Origin of the sequence: Amycolatopsis dendrobii (genome assembly GCF_014145675.1) — a bacterium.
GTDB classification, from domain to species: Bacteria; Actinomycetota; Actinomycetes; order Mycobacteriales; family Pseudonocardiaceae; genus Amycolatopsis; species Amycolatopsis dendrobii.
The window spans coordinates 330,750-353,263 of the sequence record NZ_JACGZW010000010.1 but is presented as its reverse complement, the minus strand read 5'-3'; the positions used below and the strand labels follow the sequence as shown (position 1 = coordinate 353,263).

Here is a 22,514-nt window from a genome sequence, read left to right as displayed (position 1 = left end):
ACGGACTTTCGCCGTGCTTTCGCGATCTCGGGATTCGCGGGGGTTTCGGACGAAGGGGACCCGTCGCGCGGCGCGCTTCGCGGGCTCGGCCAGCCGGTCCCGTGCCCGGCTCAGTCCGGCCGGGAGACCAGGTCCGCCGTGACGATCCGGTTCTCGTCGTAGCCCTCGGTGCCGCCGACGTAGTCGCCGCCGCAGGTGACCAGCACCAGGCGGTGCGGGCCGGTCTGGGCGAACCAGCCGGGGGCCTGCGCGGGCAGCTGTTCCTTCGGGATCGTGGTCGCGCCGGTGACGCGGTAAAGCCAGCGGCCGCCGGCCGCGTCGACGATGCTGACGTTGTCGCCGGTGCGGACGCGCCACAGGTCGTCGAAGGGACCCTTCGTGCCGGCCCAGTTGACGTGCCCGGACAGCACCGCCGCGCCCTGTTGCGCGCCGAGGCGGGCGCCCCACCACGCGGCGTCGCTGAGGCCGCGCGGGATCGGCAGGATGCCTTTCTGGGTGATCTCGGTGCGCTTCAGCCGGGCCTCGGAACCGTCGGGCAGGCGGATGCTTCCGGGGCGTTGCAGGCCGATCGCCTGGCCGTCCGAGGGCAGTTCGGCGGGCGCGCCGTCCTCGCCCGGCAGCGAACCGGGCGGCGGGTCGGCGACGGAGACCGGAGCCGGGGCGGGCACCCAGGTCAAGACGATCACGCCGGCCGCGATCGCCAGAACGGCGATCACCGCCGACGCGACCGTCAGCACGGTGCGCGGCACGGCCTATTCGCCGCGGGAACGGACGACCCGCGCCGCGCGGCGCCGGCCGAGCACGATCGCGGCGGCCCCGAAGAGGAGACCGCCGCCGAGGAGGCCGAAGCCGAGCGGCAGGCGCAGGTCGTCGGACGGCGCCGCGGCCTGGGGGCCGAGGTAGCCCGCCGGGACCTCGGTGGGCACCGACGGCTGCTGCACGGTGCCCCCGCTGCCCGAGCCGTTGCCCGCCGCGGCGACGAAGTTCTTCGGGATCGAGCAGCTGACGCCGCCGAGCACCATGGTGGTCTGCACGTCGCTCAGCTTGGTGTCCTTGGCGTCGCGCGCGTGCGTGGTGATCTCGACGCGCCAGCCCGCCTGCGCGGTGACGTCGCCGGAGCGCCAGCCGTCCTGCTTGATCAGCTGGTCGAACGCGGAAACGCGGGACACGACGAGGTCCGAGGTGGTCTTGCCGGGGTCGCTCTGCGGCACGTTCGTGGGCGAGCCCATCTTGAGGCCGGTGACGCTGAGCGTCCCGGTGGCGGGCATCGCGACCTGCTTCAGCACGTCGTCCTCGCCGCGCACCCAGACGCGGGCGGCGGTGGTGGCGCCGGTGGCTTTGCCGGGCCCGGAGCAGTCGACCGAACTGCGCGCGCCTTCGAGGACCAGCATCGTGTTGCCGACCGCCTTGAGCTGCTTGCGGCCGTTGTCGCGCAGCGCGTAGTTGGTCTCCGCGACGGCGGTGGGCACGTGCGTGGTCTGCAGCGCGGCGACGACCTGGTGGTCGCGGCTCGCGATGCCGGCCGGGTACGGGCTGACCGAGCTGTCGGCGTACTTGCCGAGGTCGATCTCGTAGTTCGGGCCGAAGGTGTTGCGCTCGCCGTCGTTCTTCGGCACCGCCACGCGGTCCGTGCCGAGCTGCGACTGGCCGGGGGTGAGCGGGGACCGCTGGGTTTCGGTGATGAGCGCGCCGCCGTGCTGCGGGTCGCCGCCGAGCCGCACGGACGCCACGTTGGCGAAAGAGACCGGACCGGTCTTCTCGTCGACGGCCTGCCCGGCCTGGGTCTGCGCCGCGGCGGCCGGGGCCAGCGCCGGCAGTGCCACCAGGGCCGCCACCGCGGCCTTCGTCACGAAACGAGTCATGTCTCCCCACTGCCCTCCGGCAACCCCGAGCGATGCGCCACTGTACGAGACGCGACGAATCGCCCCCGCGACAACCTTGCACCGTCCGCCACGACTTGCGAAGCGGACAAGCCAAATCTTCACGAACTCACCCGATCGGGTCAATCCGGAACGCCGGTCCCCCGGCCCCCGGCGATCACCGCGCCCGGGGAAGGGAACACTACGATGGCGGCGAAGGTTATCGGCAATGACATCCGGCTTCGGAAACGCCGTCCCCTGGTCGTGCTGGCCGAGGGGCGCGGCGGGACGGAGCGGACGGCGGGACGCGAGTGGAGGCAGCGATGACGTCGGCACCTTCGAGCGCCCTGTCCGACGGTGCGGGGGCCGGGTCTCCGGGTTCGGCTGCCGCGGGTACGGCAGGTCCGGCTGCCGCGGGTCCCGCTGCTGCGGATACGGCAGGTCCGGCTGCGGCACGTCCGGCTGCCGCGGGTCCGACGACTCCGGCATCGGCGGGTTCGGCTGCGGCGACCTCGGGCGTGAACCACTCCGGCCCGGCGGAAGCGACTGCCGCAGACTCAACCTCCCCAGCCTCGACGGCAACCGGAAGCGGTGAGGCGCCCGCGGCCCATGCAGCCGCGCACGAGACGACCGCCGCGGGTCCGGCCGCTCCGCACTCCGACGCGATCGCAGAACCCACCGGCCCGGCTGCCGCGGACTCGCGCACCCCGGGACCGGCAACGACCAGGAACACCGAGGCCCCCGTGAAGAACGCCGCCGCGGACCACACCGGGGCAGCCAGTCCTGCCGCTCCGGCCCCGACCGCGACCGAGAACGCCGAGTCTTCCGCCGAACGCGCTTCCGCCTCTGCCGAGGCCGCCGCCGGCGAGCAGGCAGATCTGCCCGCGGACCCGCCGCATCCCGTCGACGCGAGCGGCACGGCCGGCCCGGCTGGGCGGTCCGCCGGTTCCGGACCTGCGGTCATGCCTCCCGGCGTGCTCGCCGACGCCGGCGAACTGCTCCGGGCGCTCGCCGCTCCGGTGCGGATCGCTATCGTGCTGCAGTTGCGGGAGGCGGACCGGTGCGTGCACGAGCTCGTGGACGAACTCGACGTCGCCCAGCCGTTGATCAGCCAGCACCTCCGCGTTCTCAAGACCGCGGGCGTGGTCCAGGGCGAGCGGCGCGGCCGCGAGGTCGTCTACCGGCTGGTGGACGACCATTTGGCGCACATCGTCGTCGACGCGGTCGCCCACGTGCAGGAAGGGAAGTGACGATGTCCTCGGCCCCCAAACCGGTCCCGGTCCCCGGCCGGCGCTCCACGAAGCAGCGTGCGGCGGTGGTCGACCTGCTCAGCACCGTCGACGACTTCCGCTCGGCCCAGGAACTCCACGACGAACTCCGCAAACGCGGCGACGGCATCGGCCTGACCACCGTCTACCGGACGCTGCAGTCGCTCTCCGAGGCGGGCGAGATCGACGTGCTGCGCACCGACTCCGGCGAGGCGATCTACCGCCGGTGCTCGTCGCACCACCACCATCACCTCGTGTGCCGCGTGTGCGGGCGCACAGTGGAGGTCGAGGGTCCCGCGGTGGAACGCTGGGCGGAGAAAATCGCGGCGGACCACGGGTTCACCGACATCAGCCACACCGTGGAGATCACCGGCACCTGCGCCGAGCACGCCAGCTGACGCTCGTCCGCGGAGCTGACCGAACTCGCGCTCAAGCGGGCGCTCGCCGGCCAGCCCGTGCTCAACGCGTTCGCGTGCTGCGCGACGAAGCCCCGGCTCGCCAAGGCCGCTGACGCTGATCAGCGCCGCGCCGACGGTGATCGCGCGCCATTGCTCGGGTGCCGGTCGCGATCAAGGACGACATGGACATCACCGGCCTGCCCACCGCGTTCGGCTGCCCCGGCGAGTTCCCGGCGGCGGGCTCGTGAGCGGGTTTCGGAACAGGCGTCTGGCAAGCGGAGCCGCTGCGAGAGCGTCGGGCCGCAGGGTTTCGCAACTCTGAGCGGTTCGAACCGATCGCGGCGAGGATCCGTTTCGGAGCCGTTTCAAGCGCGGCGGGCCTGAAAGAGCGCACGAAGCAGGACACTCCGGGATCCGTCGAAGAAACTCAGGTGCACCGGGCGGGCCGAGGCGGCGGGCCGCGTTCCGTGGCGGTCGCGGCGGACATGTCGGCGGCGTCGCTCCTTTCAGTATTCATACGGATCCTTCGGCGGCGTGATCCGTTCGACTGTCACCGGGACCAGATCCGGCGTGTAGCTGTTGGCCTCGGTCGCGGTGCCCGGGACGACCTGGCCCGCGACGCGCAGCCAGGTGTCGCTCGGGAAGCGGTCGGCGCCGCCGCCTTTGAGGTGCACGGTGACGGGGGCGGCGTCGGCGGCGCAGCAGCTGATTACCAAGCGGGCCAACAGGGTTTGGCCTCCGGTGTGCACGACGAAGCCGGAGATCTCGACAGTGCGTCCGTTCATGGTTCCGTTGGCGTCCCAGCCCGCGCGCGTGACGACCTCGTTCATCGCCATCGGCACCACTGCTCCGGCGGGGAGCGGCGGGAACGCGGCTGCCGAGGTGGTCGCGGCGCTGGCGGGCAGGCGCGCCTCGGTGCGGGTGACCGAATCCGCGCCGAGTGCGGGCGGGGCGACCAGGAACACCGCAAGTACCGGGACGACGAGGAGCCAGGCTGAGCGCGCGGGGTGATGGTGGTGGCCGTGCGCGTCTGGATGTTCGGCGCCTGCTCCGGATTCGTGCGCTGCTTTCGCCGCGGCGCGCGCGGATGCGATGTCGCGGATGATGGCTGTGGCGCCGAGGAGCAGCATCACCGCGCCGCCGGCGATGATCCATGGTTGCTGGGCTGGTTTCACGTAGCGCAGGTAGTCGCCGTTGAGCGCGATTTTCACCAGGGCGCCGCCCAGGAGGATCAGCAGTACGTTCTGGGTTTCGCGCCTCATTGGACGCCTCCGAGGAAGATCACGCCCGCGACGGTGCCGCAGGCGATCGCCACCACGAAGGTGACCGGTGCGAACCGCGCGGCGAAGGAACGGCCGAAAGTGCCTGTCTGCAAAGCGAAAAGCTTCACGTCGACGGCCGGGCCGACCACCAGGAACACCAGCTTCGGCAGCAAGGGCACCGCGGTGAGCGAAGCCGCGACGAACGCGTCGGCCTCGCTGCACAACGCGAGGACTACGGCGAGGACTGCCATCACCACAACGCCGACGATGATCTGCCCGGACAGCACTTCGAACCACTGCGCGGGCACGAGAACGTTGAGCGAGGCGGAAATCAGCGCGCCGAGAACGAGGAATCCGCCGGCTTCCACAAGATCGGTGCGAGCGGTTTCGGCGAATACGCGCCATCGTTGTCCGGGTTGGACATCGGGCAAGCGGCGCAGCGCCCGCTCGGTGATCCAGGAGAGTTTGCCCCAGCGGGCCCAGATCCAGCCCATCGCCATCGCGGTGGCGAGCGAACCGGCGAACCGCGCGAACACCATTTCCGGACGGCCGGGGAACGCGACCGCGGTGGCCACCAGCACGACAGGGTTCACCGCGGGCGCAGCAAGCAGGAAGGTGAGCGCGGCGGCGGGTGCGACGCCTTGGCCGATCAACCGCCGCGCGACGGGAACGGACGCGCATTCGCAGCCGGGCAAGGCGACTCCGGCCAGCCCCGCGACGCCGACCGCGGCCGACGCTTTCTTCGGCAGCACCCGTTCCAGCGCGCGGGCGGGCACGAAGGCGGCGATGGCGCCGCTGATCAGCACGCCGAGCACGAGGAACGGCAGCGCCTGCACGCACACTGCGACGAATACCGTGGATCCGGTGCGCAGCGCGGGCACGTCGAAGAGGTCCTGGAGCTTGCTTTGCGCGAGGACCGCGACCAGCAGGACGGCACACAGGATCTCGATGGAGCTGATCCGGAACCGCCGCGTGCGGGGGCGTTCCTCGGCGGCGTTGTTGGAAAGGGTTTCCACGAAGGCGATGATGCCAGCCGGGTCCGACAGAACCCCAGCCGCAGGTGGTGCGAGGGGACCCCTCACGCCGGTTTTGCGTGAATGTCACCCGATTGAGGGGGAGGAAGGGGCGGAAACGGGCGGTCAAAGCGGGGTGGTGAAGCGGCTTGGGCGGAAGGGCTCGGCGGCGAAGCGGCACATCGAACAGATGGCAGGGCTCCACACGCAGCGCGCGACACAACCGAGGCAAGCGGCGGAGAGTCAAGAGGCAACGAAGCAGCACACCGCGCGAGGGGCAGGGCTCCGCACGCAGCCCGCGAACCAAGCCAAGCGCGGCCGCGCACGCGGAGGCCAGCGGAGGAAGCCAAGCGGGCAACTGCCAGCGGCGGCACAGACAAGGCGCGAAGTTCGGCCCGGCTGGGGAGATCCGCTGCGCAGGAACAGCACCTGCGAGTGAGGGGTCAGCGAGTTCCGTCCAGACGAGGCGGGACAGCGTCCACAACGCAGCCTAGCCAAGAAGATCTCGCCAAGGACCGAGGCATCAGAGACACTCCCTGCGCCGCGCAGGCCAATCAGACAGGCGAACCCGCCGCCAGCCCGCGCAAACCGAGGCTCAAGACAGCAGCGAACCCGAACCCGCCGCCGGACCGGAAACCCAGAACCGCGAAACCCGGCTCAGGCCTCCACCCCAGGCAACTCGGTCCGCAGCTGCGAAGCAGTGGAGACCACCAGCATCAGCAACGTCCCCAACGGCGACGGATCCATCCCCTCCGCCGGGAACGCGTACCGCAGGGTCACGTCCACCCCGCGCTCCGTGTGGCCCACGCCCAGCGTCCCGAACAAACCCTGTCCGGCCCGTTCGGCGACCGCGACAGCGAGGGCCGGGTCGTCGGGCAGGTCCCAGGCCACCACGCAGGTCAGGCTGAGCACCGTGAGGCCGTCGGCGAGGCGGGTCGCCTGGATGACGCACGGGACGTCGGCGTGGGAGAACGTGATCGCGCCGTCGTCGTCGACGTGGACTTCCAGGTAGCGTTCCAGTGCTTCGCGCGCCCGGGTGAGCAGTGCGCCGGTCTCGGCGGCTTCCGCAGTGCTCATTTCGTGCTCCCTGCCTGGTCCACCGCGCCGCCGAACCGGCGGTCGCGTTTCGCGAAGTCGAGGCACGCCTGCCACAAGTGGGTCCGGTCGAAGTCCGGGAACAGCGTGTCCTGGTAGACCATCTCCGCGTACGCCGACTGCCACAGCAGGAAGTTCGACGTCCGCTGCTCGCCGGACGGCCGGAGGAACAGGTCCACGTCAGGCATGTCCGGCTGGTAGAGGTACTTCGCGACGGTGCGCTCGTCGATCTTGTCCGGGTTGATCTTCCCCGCCGCGACGTCCTGGCCGATCCGGCGCATCGCGTCGCCCAGTTCGGCGCGGCCGCCGTAGTTGACGCACATGGTCATGTTGAGCTTGGTGTTGTTCCTGGTCTTCTCTTCGGCGATCTGCAGTTCCTTGATCACGCTGGCCCACAGCTTCGGCCGCCGCCCCGCCCAGCGGATGCGCACGCCGATCGAGCCGAGGTAGTCGACCTGGCGGCGGATGGTGTCGCGGTTGAAGCCCATGAGGAACCGGACTTCCTCGGGGCTGCGCTTCCAGTTCTCCGTCGAGAAGGCGTACACCGAAAGCCACTTCACGCCGAGTTCGACCGCGCCGCTCGCGACGTCGATCATCACGGCCTCGCCGCGTTTGTGGCCCTCGATCCGCGGCAGGCCGCGCTGGTTGGCCCAGCGGCCGTTGCCGTCCATGACGAGCGCGACGTGCTTGGGCACCAGGTCCGCGGGGATCTCCGGCGGTTTCGCGCCCGAGGGATGCGGGTCCGGAGCCCGCAGCTCGTACCCCGCCGAGCGGGTCTCCCGTCCCCTGCGCAGCACTCGCGGCCTCCTGAAGAATGGACTTCCTACCCGGCCGACCCTACTGGGCCCGGCCCGGCGGCCTCCCGGGCACGCCGCTCCACGAGCGGGAGCGACCGCAGCTGCCGTTCCAGATGCCATTGCAGATGCGCCGCGACCAGGCCGGACGCGTCCCGGCGGGTGATCCCCGGCGACGATTCCGCGACCGCCCACTCCCCCTGCAGCAGCGCGTCCAGCAGGGTCAGCACCTCGGGCGCGGGATGCACCGAACCGGCGATGCGGCAGTCCGGGCACATCGAGCCGCCCGCGGCGACGTTGAACGCTGCGTGCGGGCCGGGAAGTCCGCAGCGGGCGCATTCGGTGATCGCCGGGGCCCAGCCCGCGTAGGCCATGGCCCGGAGGAAGAACGCGTCGAGCACCAGCGACGCGTCCCGCTGCCCGCCAGCCAGCGCCCGCAACGCGCCCACGACCAGCAGGTACAGCTTCAGGACCGGTTCGCCCTCCTCGGCCGAGAGCCGATCCGCGGTTTCCGCGATCGCCGACGCCGCGGTGTAGCGCTGGTAGTCGGCCACCAGCGGCAGCGCGAACGCGTCGACCGTCTCGACCTGGGTGATGACGTCGAGCGACCGGCCGGGATAGAACTGCACGTCCACGTGCCCGAACGGCTCCAGCCGCGCCCCGAACCGCGACGACGTGCGCCGCACGCCCTTCGCGACGGCCCGGACCTTGCCGTGCCGCCTCGTGAGCAGGGTGACGATCCGGTCGGCCTCGCCCAGCTTGTGCGTGCGCAGCACCACCCCGGTGTCGCGGTAGAGGTTCACCACCCCGACATCGTCGCACTTCGCCGTCGATGCCGGGGCGGGACACCCTGGTTCAGCAGTAGCTGCCGGTGCAGTAGTAGCTGTGCACCTCGGACGCGGCCACGAGGCTGATGATGATCAGGATGATCGCGACGACCCAGCCGAGCGCCCCGAGGATGGTGGCGATGAGGCACAGCGTCTTCGTCGTCTGCGACGCCTGCTGGGCCATCGCGTAGTTGCCCTGCATCTTGTACGTCTGGACTTCGTTCGACTTCATGATCGCGAAGATCGCGAGGATCCACATCAGGAAGATGCAGCCGATCGCCCAGCCCTTGTAGTCCTTGATGGCGCTCATGTCGCCGCCGGGCGCGCCGCCGAAGCCGGGCTGGCCGTACGGCGCGGGCTGGCCGTAAGGCTGCTGCGGGTACGGCTGCGCCGGCGTCGCACCGGACTGCGGGTACGGCTGCTGCTGGCCGTAGGGCTGCTGCGGCTGGCCGCCGTAGGGCTGCTGGGGCTGGCCGTAGGGATTGGTCATCTGGGGTTCCCCCGAGTTCCTCGTACTTACCGTGATCCGGTGCGGATCAGGACTGGGCCGGACCGGGCTTCGGCGATTCCGGCTTGATCATCTGCGTCGCTTCCGGCTCGCCTGCCGGGTGCACGACCTGGGTGCGCTCAGCGGCGCCGAACGCTTCGGACGGTGGTTGCCGGGACGCGGGCGGGCGCACGACCTGGGTCGGCTCGGGCTGGTCGAACGGCGTGGGGCCCGGCGCGGGCGGCTGCCCGGGGCCCGGCTGGTTCGGCTGGCCGAACGCGGGCTGCGGCTGGCCGAATCCTTGCTGCGGCGGGGTTCCCGGGGCCGGCGGCTGGCCGAATCCCGGCTGCGGGAATCCGGATCCGGGCGGTGCGGCGGGAAATCCGCCGTACGGCGAGGGTTGCGCGGCGAACCCGCCCGAGGCGGGCTGCCCGAATCCCGGCTGCGGCGCGGCTCCCGGCTGTCCCGGGAAACCGCCGGGCTGTCCGGGAAATCCGCCGGGCTGCCCGAAACCGCCGGGCTGACCTGGCTGGCCGAACCCGCCTTGCCCCAAGCCCCGAGCGCCCGAAGGCCCGGCGTCGGCGGGCACCACGATCGTGCTGAGGATCTTGTCCGAGAACGTCTGCGCCTTGTCGTCCCACAGCGGCCACAGGTAGCCGAGCCCGAAGGCCATGCCGTCCAGCGTGTGCGCGACGTCGCGGACGAACGCCGTCCCGGCCCCGATCGGTTCGCCGGTGGCCTCGCTGACGAGTTTGATGCCGACGATCCGCTTGCCCAGCGACTGGCCGGTGCCGCCGCCGTTGATCCAGCGGTTGAAGACCGTCCAGGCGAGCGTGCCGAGGATCGCGAGCAGGTAGACGATCGTTCCGCCGACGCCGGAGAACAGCGACACGAGCACGGCGATCAGCATCCCGGCGAGCAGCGGGGCGAAGTCGATGAGGTAGGCGCCGGCGCGCTGGCCCCAGTCCGCGTGGACCGGGCCCGGACGGTACGGCTGGCCGAAGCCCGCGGGCGGAGGGTAGCCCGGCGCCTGCTGTCCCGGCGGCGCGCCGAACGACGGTCCGCCTTGAGGCGGGCCGCCGGGCTGGCCGTAGGGATAGGTCATCGAGTGTCCCCCTCGTTGCTGCAAGCTGGGCCTGGCCGTGTCCGCTGTGGACACGTCAGTGCGCGGGAGCGTACCTCGTCCGGCGGGGCGGGGCCGAGCAGGTGTCCGCATCGGGTGACGCGTTCGACGGCACCGCCGCCGAACCGGTTCCGGGGACAGCGAAAACGGGGCTAACTCAGACGGACAGTCCGGTGAACGGCGCGAACGGAAGGTTGCGGACCACGAACCACACGACGAACACGACCGCTGCAACGTGCGGCGTCCAGCGCCAATGCAGCCAGGACCGCATCGTCCGGCCGCGCAGGCGTCCCATCGTCCAGGCGAGACCGCTCCACGCGAAGAGCGCGGCGAACGCCAAGGCCACCGCGTTGTAGTGGAGCGCCGCGGAAAAATCGCCGTGCAGCACGCTGTATGCCATGCGAAGCCCGCCGCAGCCGGGGCAGTCGATCCCGAAAAGCAGCTTGGTCGGGCACACCGGGAGCGGGCCGCCGGGGGTGGTCGGATCGCCGAACCACACCGCGACGCACGCGAGGCCGATCCCGCCCGCCGCGGCCGCCGGGCCCGCGAGAGCCCTTGCCACCGCACGGGTCCCGCGCGCCGGCTGTCCGGTGTAGACGGTGCTCAATGCCACCAGAGCACGTTTCCGGCGACCAGCAGCACGACTATCGCGACGAGCACGTACAGCCCGATCAGGATGGCGATGCTGAGCGCCGACCACATCGCCCACTTGCGCGCCTCGTCCGCCGCGCGGTGCGCTTCGGCCGCGTATCCCTGGTACCACAAGGTGTTCACCTGGCTGGCCTTGACGATCGCGACGATCCCCAGCGGAAGGCAGCAGAACACCGTCGCCAGGATCGCCCACACCAGGTTGCTGTCCGGCGGCGGCGGATACTGCGGCGGGTAGCCGTACGACGGAGGGTACGGGCCCTGCGGCGGATACGGGCCGGTCATGCGGTCCCCCTGGACAAATCGGATACGGTTCGGGTCGACGCTACCCGGCCGCGCCGCCGGGCGCGGGCACAACCGGTCAGAAACCCAGCCTGCGCAGCTGCTTCGGGTCCCGCTGCCAATCCTTGGCCACCTTGATGTGCAGGTCGAGATAGACCTTCGTGCCCAGCAGCCGTTCGATGTGCTTGCGCGCGGTCGCGCCGACCTCGCGCAGCCGTTCGCCCTTGTGCCCGAGGATGATCCCCTTCTGGCTGGGGCGTTCCACGTACAGCAGGGCGTGGATGTCGATGAGGTCGTCGCGGTCCTCGCGCGGGAGCATTTCCTCGACGGTCACCGCGATGGAGTGCGGCAGTTCGTCGCGGACGCCTTCGAGCGCGGCTTCGCGGATCAGTTCGGCGACGAGGGTCTGCTCGGGCTCGTCGGTGAGTTCGCCGCCCGGGTACAGCTGCGGTCCCTCGGGCAGCCGCTGCACCAGCAGGTCGGCGACCGTCTGCACCTGGAAACCGTCGACGGCGGACACCGGCACGAGGTCGGCGAACTCCATCACCTCTTGCAGCGCGACCAGTTGCTCGGCGACCTGCTCCGGTTTCACCAGGTCGGTCTTGGTGACGATGCCGATCACCGGGGTGCGCCGCGCGATCTTCTTCAGCTCGGCGGCGATGAACCGGTCGCCGGGGCCGACTTTCTCGTTGGCGGGCACGCAGAACCCGACGACGTCCACTTCGGACCAGGTCTCGTGCACGATGTCGTTGAGCCGCTGGCCGAGCAGCGTGCGCGGACGGTGCAGGCCGGGAGTGTCGATGATCACCAGCTGCGCGTCGTCGCGGTGGACGATGCCGCGGATGGCGTGCCGGGTGGTCTGCGGCTTGCTGGAGGTGATCGCGACTTTCGTGCCGACGAGCGCGTTCGTGAGCGTCGATTTGCCCGCGTTGGGGCGGCCGACGAAGCAGGCGAAACCGGAACGGTGCGGTTCGGTCACGAGTGAAGCACCTCGACCACGGCGCCGGACGGGTCGGCGAAGATGATCGGGGCGGCCTTGCTCACGTCGCGGACCGCGTGCACGGACGCCTCGGCGACCAGCGCGTCCGCGGTGACGACGGCGGCGGCTTCGAGGCCTTCGGCTCCGCTGGACAGCGCGGCGGCGACGGCGGCCTGCACGGCGGTGAGCTTGAACGAGGGCTGGTCGACCGTGGTCGCGGCGTAGGTGCGGCCGTCGGTGTCGCGGACCGCGGCGCCTTCGTCCGCGCCGGTGCGGGCGCGGGCCGAACGGGCCAGCGTGACCAGCTTCTGGTCCTCGGCGTCGAGGTCAGGCATGTTCGACTCTCCTGTCGTGCTCTTGCGGCTGGGGCGGGCGGGTGCGCGGGCGCGCCGACGACGGCCGGACGACCACGGAGGTGATGCGCATCCGGCCGCGGCGGTCCTTGCCCCCTTCGGCGAACAGCCGAAGACCGGCGACCTCGGCTTCGGCCCCCGGCAGCGGGACCCTACCCAGTCGCTCGGCGAGCAGCCCGCCCACGGTCTCCACGTCGTGGTCTTCGAGGTCGATGCCGAACAGTTCGCCGAGGTCGTCGACGCCGAGCCGGGACGACACGCGGACCGAACCGTCCTCGAGTTCCTCGATCTCGGGGCGTTCGTCGGCGTCGGATTCGTCGGTGATCTCGCCGACGATCTCTTCGAGGATGTCCTCGATGGTGAGCAGGCCGGCCGTGCCGCCGTACTCGTCGACCGCGATCGCCATGTGGTTGTGCGTGCGCTGCATTTCCTTCAGCAGTTCGTCGAGCCGCTTCGAGTCGGGCACGAAGCTCGCCGGGTTCATCACGGCGTCGACCACGGTGCTCGGCCCGTCCGGGCCCATGTACTCGGGCATGAGGTCTTTGATGTTGACCACGCCGACGATGTCGTCCACCGAATCGTCGATCACCGGGACCCGGGTGAAGCCGGTGCGCAGCGCGAGCGCGAGGGCCTGGCGGACGGTTTTGGTGCGCTCGATCCACACGATTTCGGTGCGCGGCACCATGACCTCGCGGGCGACGGTATCGCCGAGTTCGAACACCGAGTGGATCATCTCGCGTTCGGAGTCCTCCACGACGCCGCGTTCCTGGGCGAGGTCGACGAGTTCGCGCAGTTCGACTTCGGAGGTGAACGGGCCTTCGCGGAAGCCGCGGCCGGGGGTGATCGCGTTGCCGAGCACGATCAGCAGCCGCGACAGCGGGCCGAGGACCGTGCCGAGGGCGCGGACCGGTCCGGCGACGATCGTGCCGACGCGGTACGGGTGCTGGCGGCCGATGGTGCGCGGGCCGACGCCGATGAGGACGTAGCTGACCACGACCATGACGACCGCGGACACCAGGATGGCGAGCCACAGCCGGTCGAACCAGGCGACGAAGGACACGGTGACGAGCACCGTGGCGGTGAGTTCGCAGGCCAGCCGCAGCAGGAGCAGCAGGTTGATGTGCCTGCGGCGTTCGGCGACCACCGCGGCGAGCTGGCGGGCTCCGACGCGGCCGTTGCGGACGAGGCCGTCGACGCGGGCTTGCGACACCGTGCCGACCGCGGCGTCCGCGGCCGCGAACACGCCCGCGAGCAGCACCAGCGTCACCGCGACGACGACCTGTGCCGGGGGGTTTCCCATCGTCGGAGCCTAGGGCGTTTCCCCGGGCCGCGGCGCGTCGAGCCCGGCGATGCCGAGCACGCGGTCGTCGACGTCGCGTTGCGCGTCGCGGGCCTGGTGCGCGGCGACCGCGGCCTGGAATTCGCCGAGGATCCGCTTCTGCAGCCCGAACATCTCGCGTTCCTCGGCGGGTTCGGCGTGGTCGTAGCCGAGGAGGTGCAGGCAGCCGTGGACGGTGAGCAGGTGCAGTTCGTCGATCAGCCGGTGACCCGCGGTTTTCGCCTGGTCTTTCGCGAAGGCCGGGCAGAGCACGATGTCGCCGAGCAGCGCCGGTGACGAGTCGGGCGCGTCGGGGCGGCGCGAGGAGTCGAGCTCGTCCATCGGGAAGGCCATGACGTCGGTGGGCCCGGGCAGGTCCATCCAGCGTTCGTGGAGGTCTTCCATCACCTCGAGGGTGACGCACAGGATGGACAGCTCGGCGAGCGGGCTGACCTCCATTTTCTCCAGCGTGTAGCGCGCGGCGGAGACGATGGACGCCTCGTCGACGTCGACGCCGGATTCGTTGGCGATCTCGATGCTCATCGGCGGGTGCCTTTCCAGCCGCCGGTCTGCTGCTCTTGCGCGTCCTGCACGGCCTGCCACTTCTCGTACGCGTCGACGATGTCGCCGACCAGTTTGTGCCGGACGACGTCCTGGCTGGTGAGCTCGGCGAAGTGCAGGTCCTCGACGCCGCCGAGGATGTCGCGCACGACGCGGAGCCCGCTGCGCTGCCCGCCGGGGAGGTCGATCTGGGTGATGTCGCCGGTGACGACGATCTTCGCGCCGAACCCGAGGCGGGTGAGGAACATCTTCATCTGCTCGGGCGTGGTGTTCTGCGCCTCGTCGAGGATGATGAAGGCGTCGTTCAGAGTTCTGCCCCTCATATATGCGAGAGGTGCGATTTCGATGGTGCCCGCCTGCATGAGCCGCGGAATCGACTCCGGTTCGACCATGTCGTGCAGCGCGTCGTAGAGCGGCCGCAGATACGGGTCGATCTTCTCGTTCAGCGTTCCCGGCAGGTACCCGAGCCGCTCCCCCGCCTCGACCGCGGGCCGGGTCAGCACGATCCGCGTGACCTGCTTGGCCTGCAACGCCTGCACGGCCTTCGCCATCGCGAGATACGTCTTGCCCGTACCGGCGGGCCCGATCCCGAACACGATCGTGTGCTTGTCGATCGCGTCGACGTACCGCTTCTGGTTCAGCGTCTTGGGCCGGATGGTCTTGCCACGCCGCGACACGATGTTGAGGCTCAGCACCTCCGCGGGCGACGCGTCCCCGCTGGACAACATCCCCACAGTCCGCCGCACCGTGTCCGGCCCCACCTGCTGGCCGCCACCGGCGAGCTGCACCAGCTCGGTGAAGACACGCTCCGCGAACGCCACGTCAGCCGCGGACCCAGTCAACGTGACCTCGTTGCCGCGCACGTGCACGTCGGCGGCGAGCAGCTCCTCGGCCACCCGCAAATTCTCGTCCCGGGACCCCAGCAGGCTCAGCTGAGCCGCCTCCGGGATCGGGAATCGAACCTGTGCCTCGGCCGATACCCGATTGTCAGGTCGGGCGGCTCCACCCGTCTCAGTTCCGGCCACGTGGCCTCGGTCCTGCTTTCTGCGCACTTCGCAAGTCAACGTACAGGGACCCCATAGATGCTACTTGTCCCCGACACCCGCTCGCAGCCCGGTTTCAGTGCACCCCAGCCTGCGGCTTCCCGAACATCCCCAGCTGCTCCCCGCCCAACACGTGCGCGTGCACATGGAACACAGTCTGCCCGGCATCAGCATCAGTGTTGAACACCACCCGATACCCGCTCTCGGCGATCCCCTCGATCTCCGCGACCTTGCGCGCCGTCAACAGCACCGCACTCAGCAACTCCGGATCAGCCTCCGCCAGCTCGCCCACGTTCCGGTACCTCTTCCGAGGCACCACGAGCACATGCACCCGCGCCTGCGGATTGATGTCGCGAAACGCGAACGTGGCGTCGTCCTGGTACACCACATCCGCCGGAATCTCCCCAGCAATAATCCGCTCGAATAACGTCTCCGCCGCACCCGCATCGCTCATGCCCCCCACCCTACAAACAGGAACCAGCGCACGACACGCAACCAACCAGCGCACTAAAGGCGACCAACGCACGACACGCAACCACCGCACCGTGGGGGTCCGGGGGGCTCGGCCCCCCGGGAGCAATAGCGAAACCAGCGGCAGCGAAGAATCGCGCCAGCGATTCGAAGACGCCGCGGCGCGGTGGAGCCTGGGGGTCGCTCCACCGCCGCCGCGGCTCCGCCGGACCGAGGGGGGAGGTGCCCGGCGGGGCATGGGTTCGCGTACTCAAGAGTAATGCCCGCCTGGGGGCGGGCTGAAACCCTCGTGTTCGCACGTTGCGAAGCAGAGTAGCCGCCGGGGGTGCGGCGCGCCATCACCTGGTGCGGATGTTTAGGGGTTCTGCCGGGTTTTGCGGGTTCTGGTCAGTGCCAGCGGCCGGTGAGGACGCCTAGTGCGCCTAGTGCGACGGCGGCTGCCGTGGAGGTGCGGAGGACCGTCGGGCCGAGGCGGACGGTGGTGGCTCCGGCTTCTTCGAGGACGGCGAGTTCGTCGTCGGTGATGCCGCCCTCGGGGCCGACGACGAGGAGGAGGTCGCCGCCGTCGGGGAGGTCGAGTTCGGTGAGTTTGCTGGTGACACCGGATTCGAGGACGAGCGTCGCGGACATCGTGGCGGCCAGTTGCGCGAGTTCGCGCGTGCCGGCTGGTTCGGCGACGGCGGGCACGTGGGCGCGGCGGGCTTGTTTCGCGGCTGAGCGGGCGGTCGCGCGCCAGCGGGCGAGGGCTTTCTCGCCGCGGGGCCCGTCGTCCCAGCGGGCGACGCTTCGGGCGGCGCGCCAGGGCACGATCGCGTCCGCGCCGGCTTCGGTGGCCAGTTCGACTGCCAATTCTCCGCGGTCGCCCTTGGCGAGGGCTTGGGCGACGTGGACGCGCAGCGCGGGCGGTTCTTCTTGCCAGCGTTCGAGAACGGTGAGCGTGACCGTGGCCGCCCGGCCCGCTTCGACGGCGTCCACGGCGCAGCGGGCCATCGCGCCGGCACCGTCAGAGAGCACGAGCTGCTCCCCCACGCGCAGCCGGCGCACGGTGGCCGCGTGCCGGGCTTCCTCGCCGTCGAGCAGCGCCCGTCCTTCGGCGGGCACCTCCGGGGCGAGGAAGACCGGCAGTGTGGTGTCCGGCACAGTCAGCGGTTCTTCGCGCGGAGCTTCGAGAACAGGCCGCCGTGCTTGCTGCCGTTGGCGGCGAGCGTCGGGACCTCTTCGCCGCGCTGCTGCGCGAGGTCGACGAGCAGGTCGCGCTGGGCCTCGTCGAGCTTGGTCGGCACCACGACGTCGATGTGCACGTGCAGGTCGCCGCGGCCGTCGACGCGGCCGGACGAGCGCAGCCGCGGCATGCCCTTGCCGGTGAGCACCAGTTCGGTGTTGGGCTGGGTGCCGGGTTCGATGTCGAGTTCGTAGTCGCCGTCGACCAGCGTGGCGATCGGGACCGTCGCGCCGAGCGCCGCGGTGGTCATCGGGATGCGGAAGTTGCAGTGCAGATCGTTGCCCTCGCGGACGAACACCTCGTGCGGCGCCTCGTCGATCTCGACGTAGAGGTCGCCCGCCGGGCCGCCGCCGGGGCCGACCTCGCCCTGGCCGGACAGCCGGATCCGCATGCCGTCGCCGACGCCGGGCGGGATCTTCGCGGTGACGCCGCGCCGCGAACGGATCCGGCCGTCGCCGCCGCACTGGCGGCACGGGTCGGGGATGACCTCGCCGAAGCCGCGGCACACCGGGCACGGGCGCGCGGTGACGACCTGGCCGAGGAACGACCGCTGCACGGACTGGACCTCGCCGGCCCCGCCGCAGGTGTCGCAGGTCTTGGTGCTGGTGCCCTCGGCGGTGCCCGCGCCGCGGCACAGGTCGCAGACGATCGCGGTGTCGACGGTGATCTCGCGGTCGACGCCGGTCGCGCACTCCTCGAGGGTGAGGCCGAGCCGGATCAGCGCGTCGGACCCGGGCTGCACGCGGCTGCGCGGCCCGCGGCCCCGTCCGCCGCCTCCGCCCGCGGCGCCGAAGAAGGCGTCCATGATGTCGCCGAGCCCGCCGAAGCCCGCGAACGGGTCGCCGCCCCCGCCGCCGCGGCCGCCCCCGTCCATCGGGTCGCCGCCGAGGTCGACGATCTTGCGCTTCTGCGGATCGGAGAGCACCTCGTACGCGGTGGTCACCTCGCCGAAGCGGTGCTGGGCGTCCTCCGACGGGTTCACGTCGGGGTGCAGCTCGCGGGCCAGCTTGCGGTACGCGCGCTTGATCTCCTGATCGCTCGCGTTCTTGGCCACCCCGAGGATCCCGTAGTAGTCCCTCGCCACGTTGCTCTGCCTTCTCCTTCGTGTTCCGCCCTCGCCGCCGGTCAGCGGCCGGACAGGATCTGCCCCACGTAGTTGGCGACCGCGCGGACCGCCGCGATCGTGCCGGGGTAGTCCATCCTGGTCGGCCCGACGACGCCCATTCCCCCGAGCAGCATGTCGTCCCGGCCGTAGCCGATGGACACGACCGAGGTGCTGCGCATCTGCTCGTCCTCATTTTCCTCACCGATGAGCACGGTGACCGCACCGGGGTTGCGGGCGGCGGCGAGCAGCTTCAGCACCACCACCTGTTCCTCGAGCGCTTCGAGCACCTGGCGCAGCGAACCGGGGAAGTCCGCGACGTTGCGGGTGAGGTTGCCGGTGCCGCCGAGCACGATCCGCTCCTCCGGGTGCTCGACCAGCGATTCGACCAGTGTGGTGCAGATCCGGGTGAGGTGGTCGCGCAGGTCCGGCGGAGCGCCCTCGGGCAACTCCGCCACGTTCGCCGCCGCGTCGGCCAGCCGCCGTCCGGCGAGCGCGCCGTTGAGCACGGTGCGCAGCCGCAGCACGGTCTCCTCGGTGACCACGTCGCCGAGGTCGACGGTGCGCTGGTCGACCCGGCCGGAGTCGGTGATCAGCACGAGCATGAGCCGCGCGGGCGTGAGCGGGACCACCTCGAGGTGCCGCGCCACGGTATTGGTGAGCATCGGGTACTGCACCACCGCGACCTGGCGGGTGAGCTGCGCGAGCAGCCGGACCGACCGGCGCAGCACGTCGTCGAGGTCGGTGCCGGAATCGAGGAAGCTGGTGATCGCGCGCCGCTCGGCGGCCGACAGCGGCTTGATCTCCGAAAGCCGGTCGACGAACAGCCGGTACCCCTTGTCGGTCGGGATCCGGCCCGCGCTGGTGTGCGGCTGGGCGATGTACCCCTCTTCTTCCAGGGCGGCCATGTCGTTGCGCACGGTGGCACTGGAAACGCCGAGGTTGTGCCGCTCGACGATCGTCTTCGACCCGACCGGCTCCTGGTTCGAGACATAGTCGGCGACGATCGCGCGCAGCACCTCGAAGCGACGCTCGTCCGTGTTCGCCACCGGCACCTCCTTCGCGGTCCTCCTGCTACTCACAACGAGTTTACGGACCCGGTGGTGCCCGGCGCGCCCTCCGGTCCGGGCGGCCGGGGGTAAAAGGCAGGCAAACAATTTTTAATAGCGACGAACCGGGCAACTCGGAACTTGGCTTGCACGGGGAACCGGAACCCGGTTTTCTGCCTCGGAAAGACTATGAACCACTCGATCCGAAAGCAGTGGCCGACATGAACGCACTTTCCCCCGAAATCGCCGAAATCCGGCAGCGGGCCGCGGAAGCACAGGAACAGCTGAAGCACGTGTCGGCGACCGCGACGAGCCAGGACGGCGCGGTCACCGCGACCGTCAACACCGCCGGTGCGCTGCAGGAACTCCGGTTCGGCCCCCGCGCGGACGAGATGCCGCGCGCCGCCCTCGCCGCCGCCGTGCTGGCCACCGCCCGGCGCGCCCAGGCCCAGGCGGCGCAACAGCTGACCGCGATCATGGCTCCGGTGATCGGCGAGCACAGCGACGCGATGAAATTCCTCGAAGAACAGATCCCGGAACCGGAAGTTCCCGAGGAAACGGCCCCGCCTTCGACGCCGCAACCGCAATTTTTCGACGCGCAGGACGATTCCGCCCCGCCGCCCGCCCGGCCCGCGCGTCCGGCCCGCCCGGCGCCGGACCCGACCGATGACGACGACTACTACGGCGGCGGCTCGTTCCTGGGGAGGAACTGATGACCGGACCCCACGTCGACCTTCCGTCGCTGCGCGCGCACAAGGGAGAGGTCGAGAACATCGCGGCCGGGGTGCACACCGCGGCGCAGGCGACTGACTCCGTGCAGACGTTCGGGGACGACGCGTTCGGCATCGTCGGCCAGGTGTTCGCGATGCCGCTGCAGATCTGGATGTCAGTGGCGACGTCGTTCGTCAAGGACCTGGGCGGCGAAGGCGACGAGATCGCGAACCTGCTGCAACAGGCGCACGACCACTACGACACGCACGAGCAACAGACTGTCGGCCACATCAACGGCCTCGGCAAGGAGCTGCCGGAATGACCGAGACGCAGGAAAACCCGCTGGTCGCGAAGTCGGAGTCACCGAGCGGCCTCACTGCGAACATGGGGTCGTCCTCGAACGAGCTGGACAACCTCAACGCCCAGACCTCCGGCGCGGGCATCGTCAACGATCTCTCCGCGACCCAGACCGACTTCCGGCACGGCGACTGGGGCAACCTCGTCGTCGACGGGATCACCGACGGGCTCGACCTGCTCGGCGTGGCGATGGACCCGCTCGGCAGCCTGGCCAGCGCTGGCGTCGGCTGGCTGATCGAGCACATCAGCTTCCTCAAGGAGGGCCTCGACCAGCTCGCCGGCAATCCGGAAGCGGTCACCGCCAAGGCCGTGACCTGGTCGAACATCGCGAAACAGCTCGCCGAGAGCGCGGACCAGTACGAACAGGCCGCGGGCAAGGTGGCGCCGAACTTCCAGGGCCAGGGCGGCCAGGCCTACCAGGGCCGGGCGAAGGAGTACGTGGACAAGCTCCGCAACGCGGCCGGACAGGCCAACGGCGCGTCCACCGCGATGAACGTCGCCGGCGCACTGGTCGGCACCGAACGCGGGCTGATCCGCGACATGATCTCGTCGTTCGTCGGCGAGTTGATCATCAAGGGGCTCGCCGCCCTGGCGTCGTCGTGGTGCACCTTCGGCGGCACGGTGGCCGCGTTCATCGCGGACACCGTCGTCGAGGGCGGGATCCTGGCGGAGAAGATCGGCACCCGGATCGCGAAGGTCGTGGAGAAGCTGGACAAGCTCGCGGAAAGCGCGGGCAAGTCGAAGGCGGCGATCGAGCAGGCGGCGAACGCGCTGCGCAAGGCCGGCAAGGCGGCGGGCAAGATCACCGACAAGAGCGTCGACGTCGGCGTGAACCTGGAGAAGAAGGCCGGGGAGCTGAAGGACGCGGGCAAGGCCGAGTCCGCCGCGGCCAAGGCCGAGGGCTGGAAGGACGCGGCCAAGGAAAAGGTGCAGTCGCCGCTGAACGAGAAGTGGAAGGACCGGGTCAACGAGTGGGGAGAGACCTACTCGGAGGACGGCCGCAGCGTGCTGAGCCCGAAGGGCTGGAGGGAGGCCGAGGGCGGCGTGCCGAAGTGGAGCCCCGCCGACACGGTCGGCGTCGGAGCCGAGACCCGGCGGCAGGAGAACGAACAATACGACCGATACTCCGAAGCGTCCGAAGCCGCCAAGAAGGAACGCGAGGCCAGGGAGGCCGAGGAGGCGAAGGGCGGCTCCGGCGAGTGACCCGGCAAGCTGTGCAAGCAGCCGCGGACCAGGCCAACCGCGAAGGCAGGCTGCATCCGTCCCAGCGGCGGATGGTGCTGGACGGCAACTTCTGGACGCTCGTCCTGGTGCTGCTCGTCCTCGTCGCGCTGGCGGTCCTGACCCCGATCTGGTTCGGCATCAGTCCCGCCATGATCCGGACCACCAACGATCTCAACGCCTACTTCGGCAAGCCGCTGGTGTCCTACTGGTCGAAGAACGCGCCGCTGTTCATCATGTCGCTGGTCTTCCTGGTCGGCGCGGTGTATCCGGGGCGCGCGATCGGGCGGCGGCTGGCGGACTGGCGCGGGGGCAAGGCGGACGTGGTGACGGGCTTGACGCACGATTTCGGGCACGTGCAGCACCGGCCGTCCGGCGTCCTGCCCCCGATGTATTTGTACGAGATCACCGAGCGGATCCCCTTCACCTACCTCGTCGTGAACGGCAAGAGCTACCGGCTCGATCCCGATCTGCGGAGCCGGGTGCTCGGCGGCCGCGCCAACGGAGCGGTATTCACCCCGCGCAGCAAGATCCTGGTCAACGTGGTCGCGGCATGACGACGAAGGCCGACCCCGGCGGGGTGGCCGCCGCCAACCTCGCCGGACGACTGCACCCGAGCCAGCGCGGGGTGGTCCTGGGCTGGTTCTTCTGGGCGGTCTGGGTGTTCGTCGCGATCGAGGTGGCGATCGCGGTGGTCGCGCTCGCCAAGTCCGGCTTCACCGCTTCCGCGTTGGTGGCGACGGCGGTCGCCGCGGTCGTGGCCGTGCTGGCGGTCCGGTTCGGGAGGCGGCAGTTCGCCGAGTACCGCGCGCCGCTGACAGTCGTGCCCGGGCCGGTGCACGATTTCGGCTCCGGCCCGATCACCGACGACTACCCGGTCGGGTTCAAGCACACCCCGCGCGGCCCGGGGACCGTCGAGAAATGGCAGCTCCGCGTGGGCGGCCGCACCCTTCGGGTCGATCCGGCGCGCGGCAAGCGGCTGGCGGCCGAGCGGGTCGTCGCGGTGTGCCTGCTGGCGAACAGCGGCACGGTGGCGAGCATCGTCGGCGAGAACGGCGTGTGGTGAACCCG

The 22,514-nt window shown here is 70.6% G+C and carries 27 protein-coding genes; 7 read left to right on the top strand and 20 right to left on the bottom strand.

Annotated elements, in window-relative coordinates; genetic code table 11:
• Positions 1–110: 110 nt before the first annotated feature.
• Entirely contained in the window at positions 111–749 is a 639-nt protein-coding gene (locus H4281_RS29935) for a class F sortase (RefSeq protein WP_182894235.1), read from the bottom strand.
• A 3-nt stretch (positions 750–752) separates the two neighbouring features.
• A complete protein-coding gene (locus tag H4281_RS29930) occupies positions 753–1,862 on the bottom strand; it encodes a hypothetical protein (RefSeq protein WP_182894234.1) in 1,110 nt (369 codons plus the stop codon).
• An 875-nt stretch (positions 1,863–2,737) separates the two neighbouring features.
• Between H4281_RS29930 and H4281_RS29925 the strand changes: the two genes are divergently transcribed.
• A complete protein-coding gene (locus H4281_RS29925) occupies positions 2,738–3,109 on the top strand; it encodes an ArsR/SmtB family transcription factor (protein WP_182894343.1) in 372 nt (123 codons plus the stop codon).
• Between the two features lie 2 nt (positions 3,110–3,111).
• Complete coding sequence (locus H4281_RS29920) at positions 3,112–3,525, top strand: Fur family transcriptional regulator (RefSeq protein ID WP_162473063.1); 414 nt, start codon at positions 3,112–3,114, stop codon at positions 3,523–3,525.
• Positions 3,526–4,031: 506 nt separating this feature from the next.
• Here H4281_RS29920 and H4281_RS29910 read toward each other — a convergent pair.
• From H4281_RS29910 to hrcA, 18 genes are all read right to left on the bottom strand, one after another.
• Positions 4,032–4,787 carry a TIGR03943 family putative permease subunit gene (locus H4281_RS29910; protein ID WP_182894233.1) on the bottom strand — a complete coding sequence of 252 codons (756 nt, stop codon included), beginning with the start codon at positions 4,785–4,787 and terminating at the stop codon, positions 4,032–4,034.
• Positions 4,784–5,803, bottom strand: coding sequence for a permease (locus H4281_RS29905; RefSeq protein WP_182894232.1), 1,020 nt, complete (start codon positions 5,801–5,803; stop codon positions 4,784–4,786). The genes H4281_RS29910 and H4281_RS29905 overlap by 4 nt, the downstream gene beginning before the upstream one ends.
• A gap of 654 nt (positions 5,804–6,457) precedes the next feature.
• On the bottom strand, positions 6,458–6,877 hold the full coding sequence (locus tag H4281_RS29900) for a YbjN domain-containing protein (protein WP_037813576.1): 420 nt from the start codon (positions 6,875–6,877) through the stop codon (positions 6,458–6,460).
• Entirely contained in the window at positions 6,874–7,692 is an 819-nt protein-coding gene (locus H4281_RS29895; RefSeq protein WP_182894231.1) for an isoprenyl transferase, read from the bottom strand. Before H4281_RS29895 ends, H4281_RS29900 begins: the two co-directional genes overlap by 4 nt.
• Positions 7,693–7,718: 26 nt before the next feature.
• A complete protein-coding gene (gene recO / locus H4281_RS29890) occupies positions 7,719–8,495 on the bottom strand; it encodes a DNA repair protein RecO (RefSeq protein WP_043837421.1) in 777 nt (258 codons plus the stop codon).
• A gap of 49 nt (positions 8,496–8,544) precedes the next feature.
• The gene (locus H4281_RS29885) at positions 8,545–9,006 is read right to left on the bottom strand and encodes a CD225/dispanin family protein (RefSeq protein WP_182894230.1); all 462 of its coding nucleotides are present in this window, start codon (positions 9,004–9,006) and stop codon (positions 8,545–8,547) included.
• A gap of 46 nt (positions 9,007–9,052) precedes the next feature.
• Positions 9,053–10,108 (bottom strand): RDD family protein, encoded by a 1,056-nt coding sequence (locus H4281_RS29880; RefSeq protein WP_182894229.1) that lies wholly within the window; start codon positions 10,106–10,108, stop codon positions 9,053–9,055.
• A 175-nt stretch (positions 10,109–10,283) separates the two neighbouring features.
• Positions 10,284–10,739, bottom strand: a complete 456-nt coding sequence (locus tag H4281_RS29875; protein ID WP_182894228.1) for a DUF2752 domain-containing protein — start codon at positions 10,737–10,739, stop codon at positions 10,284–10,286.
• The gene (locus H4281_RS29870) at positions 10,730–11,059 is read right to left on the bottom strand and encodes a CD225/dispanin family protein (protein ID WP_182894227.1); all 330 of its coding nucleotides are present in this window, start codon (positions 11,057–11,059) and stop codon (positions 10,730–10,732) included. The genes H4281_RS29875 and H4281_RS29870 overlap by 10 nt, the downstream gene beginning before the upstream one ends.
• Before the next feature lie 76 nt (positions 11,060–11,135).
• On the bottom strand, positions 11,136–12,035 hold the full coding sequence (gene era, locus H4281_RS29865) for a GTPase Era (protein ID WP_037813591.1): 900 nt from the start codon (positions 12,033–12,035) through the stop codon (positions 11,136–11,138).
• Positions 12,032–12,370, bottom strand: a complete 339-nt coding sequence (locus tag H4281_RS29860) for a cytidine deaminase-like protein (RefSeq protein WP_182894226.1) — start codon at positions 12,368–12,370, stop codon at positions 12,032–12,034. Before H4281_RS29860 ends, era begins: the two co-directional genes overlap by 4 nt.
• A complete protein-coding gene (locus H4281_RS29855) occupies positions 12,363–13,688 on the bottom strand; it encodes a hemolysin family protein (protein ID WP_182894225.1) in 1,326 nt (441 codons plus the stop codon). The genes H4281_RS29860 and H4281_RS29855 overlap by 8 nt, the downstream gene beginning before the upstream one ends.
• Positions 13,689–13,697: 9 nt before the next feature.
• On the bottom strand, positions 13,698–14,249 hold the full coding sequence (ybeY, locus tag H4281_RS29850; protein WP_043837412.1) for an rRNA maturation RNase YbeY: 552 nt from the start codon (positions 14,247–14,249) through the stop codon (positions 13,698–13,700).
• Entirely contained in the window at positions 14,246–15,292 is a 1,047-nt protein-coding gene (locus H4281_RS29845) for a PhoH family protein (RefSeq protein ID WP_182894224.1), read from the bottom strand. The genes ybeY and H4281_RS29845 overlap by 4 nt, the downstream gene beginning before the upstream one ends.
• Positions 15,293–15,386: 94 nt before the next feature.
• Positions 15,387–15,764: a histidine triad nucleotide-binding protein gene (locus H4281_RS29840; RefSeq protein WP_182894223.1), complete on the bottom strand. Its 378-nt coding sequence runs from the start codon at positions 15,762–15,764 to the stop codon at positions 15,387–15,389.
• A gap of 404 nt (positions 15,765–16,168) precedes the next feature.
• On the bottom strand, positions 16,169–16,921 hold the full coding sequence (locus tag H4281_RS29835; RefSeq protein ID WP_182894222.1) for a 16S rRNA (uracil(1498)-N(3))-methyltransferase: 753 nt from the start codon (positions 16,919–16,921) through the stop codon (positions 16,169–16,171).
• 2 nt (positions 16,922–16,923) lie between these two features.
• On the bottom strand, positions 16,924–18,087 hold the full coding sequence (gene dnaJ, locus H4281_RS29830; RefSeq protein WP_037813614.1) for a molecular chaperone DnaJ: 1,164 nt from the start codon (positions 18,085–18,087) through the stop codon (positions 16,924–16,926).
• A gap of 41 nt (positions 18,088–18,128) precedes the next feature.
• Positions 18,129–19,154, bottom strand: a complete 1,026-nt coding sequence (gene hrcA / locus H4281_RS29825; protein WP_134663007.1) for a heat-inducible transcriptional repressor HrcA — start codon at positions 19,152–19,154, stop codon at positions 18,129–18,131.
• 221 nt (positions 19,155–19,375) lie between these two features.
• Here hrcA and H4281_RS29820 point away from each other — a divergent pair, with 221 nt between their 5' ends.
• The 5 genes from H4281_RS29820 to H4281_RS29800 are packed head-to-tail and all read left to right on the top strand — an operon-like array spanning position 19,376 to position 22,509.
• Complete coding sequence (locus H4281_RS29820; protein ID WP_182894221.1) at positions 19,376–19,867, top strand: YbaB/EbfC family nucleoid-associated protein; 492 nt, start codon at positions 19,376–19,378, stop codon at positions 19,865–19,867.
• The gene (locus tag H4281_RS29815) at positions 19,867–20,187 is read left to right on the top strand and encodes a type VII secretion target (RefSeq protein ID WP_182894220.1); all 321 of its coding nucleotides are present in this window, start codon (positions 19,867–19,869) and stop codon (positions 20,185–20,187) included. Before H4281_RS29820 ends, H4281_RS29815 begins: the two co-directional genes overlap by 1 nt.
• Complete coding sequence (locus tag H4281_RS29810) at positions 20,184–21,425, top strand: PPE domain-containing protein (protein WP_182894219.1); 1,242 nt, start codon at positions 20,184–20,186, stop codon at positions 21,423–21,425. Before H4281_RS29815 ends, H4281_RS29810 begins: the two co-directional genes overlap by 4 nt.
• Positions 21,422–22,000: a hypothetical protein gene (locus H4281_RS29805; protein ID WP_182894218.1), complete on the top strand. Its 579-nt coding sequence runs from the start codon at positions 21,422–21,424 to the stop codon at positions 21,998–22,000. Before H4281_RS29810 ends, H4281_RS29805 begins: the two co-directional genes overlap by 4 nt.
• Positions 21,997–22,509, top strand: coding sequence for a hypothetical protein (locus tag H4281_RS29800; protein WP_182894217.1), 513 nt, complete (start codon positions 21,997–21,999; stop codon positions 22,507–22,509). The genes H4281_RS29805 and H4281_RS29800 overlap by 4 nt, the downstream gene beginning before the upstream one ends.
• The last annotated feature ends 5 nt before the right edge of the window (positions 22,510–22,514 follow it).

Bases quoted from the DNA above. Each gene is read 5' to 3' on its own strand.
- ybeY (WP_043837412.1), bottom strand. From the start codon at position 14,249: ATGAGCATCGAGATCGCCAACGAATCCGGCGTCGACGTCGACGAGGCG.
- H4281_RS29920 (WP_162473063.1), top strand. From the start codon at position 3,112: ATGTCCTCGGCCCCCAAACCGGTCCCGGTCCCCGGCCGGCGCTCCACG.
- H4281_RS29880 (WP_182894229.1), bottom strand. From the start codon at position 10,108: ATGACCTATCCCTACGGCCAGCCCGGCGGCCCGCCTCAAGGCGGACCG.
- H4281_RS29820 (WP_182894221.1), top strand. From the start codon at position 19,376: ATGAACGCACTTTCCCCCGAAATCGCCGAAATCCGGCAGCGGGCCGCG.
- H4281_RS29930 (WP_182894234.1), bottom strand. From the start codon at position 1,862: ATGACTCGTTTCGTGACGAAGGCCGCGGTGGCGGCCCTGGTGGCACTG.
- H4281_RS29815 (WP_182894220.1), top strand. From the start codon at position 19,867: ATGACCGGACCCCACGTCGACCTTCCGTCGCTGCGCGCGCACAAGGGA.
- H4281_RS29900 (WP_037813576.1), bottom strand. From the start codon at position 6,877: ATGAGCACTGCGGAAGCCGCCGAGACCGGCGCACTGCTCACCCGGGCG.
- H4281_RS29810 (WP_182894219.1), top strand. From the start codon at position 20,184: ATGACCGAGACGCAGGAAAACCCGCTGGTCGCGAAGTCGGAGTCACCG.
- H4281_RS29800 (WP_182894217.1), top strand. From the start codon at position 21,997: ATGACGACGAAGGCCGACCCCGGCGGGGTGGCCGCCGCCAACCTCGCC.
- H4281_RS29910 (WP_182894233.1), bottom strand. From the start codon at position 4,787: ATGAGGCGCGAAACCCAGAACGTACTGCTGATCCTCCTGGGCGGCGCC.
- H4281_RS29860 (WP_182894226.1), bottom strand. From the start codon at position 12,370: ATGCCTGACCTCGACGCCGAGGACCAGAAGCTGGTCACGCTGGCCCGT.
- H4281_RS29855 (WP_182894225.1), bottom strand. From the start codon at position 13,688: ATGGGAAACCCCCCGGCACAGGTCGTCGTCGCGGTGACGCTGGTGCTG.
- H4281_RS29840 (WP_182894223.1), bottom strand. From the start codon at position 15,764: ATGAGCGATGCGGGTGCGGCGGAGACGTTATTCGAGCGGATTATTGCT.
- H4281_RS29885 (WP_182894230.1), bottom strand. From the start codon at position 9,006: ATGACCAATCCCTACGGCCAGCCCCAGCAGCCCTACGGCGGCCAGCCG.
- H4281_RS29870 (WP_182894227.1), bottom strand. From the start codon at position 11,059: ATGACCGGCCCGTATCCGCCGCAGGGCCCGTACCCTCCGTCGTACGGC.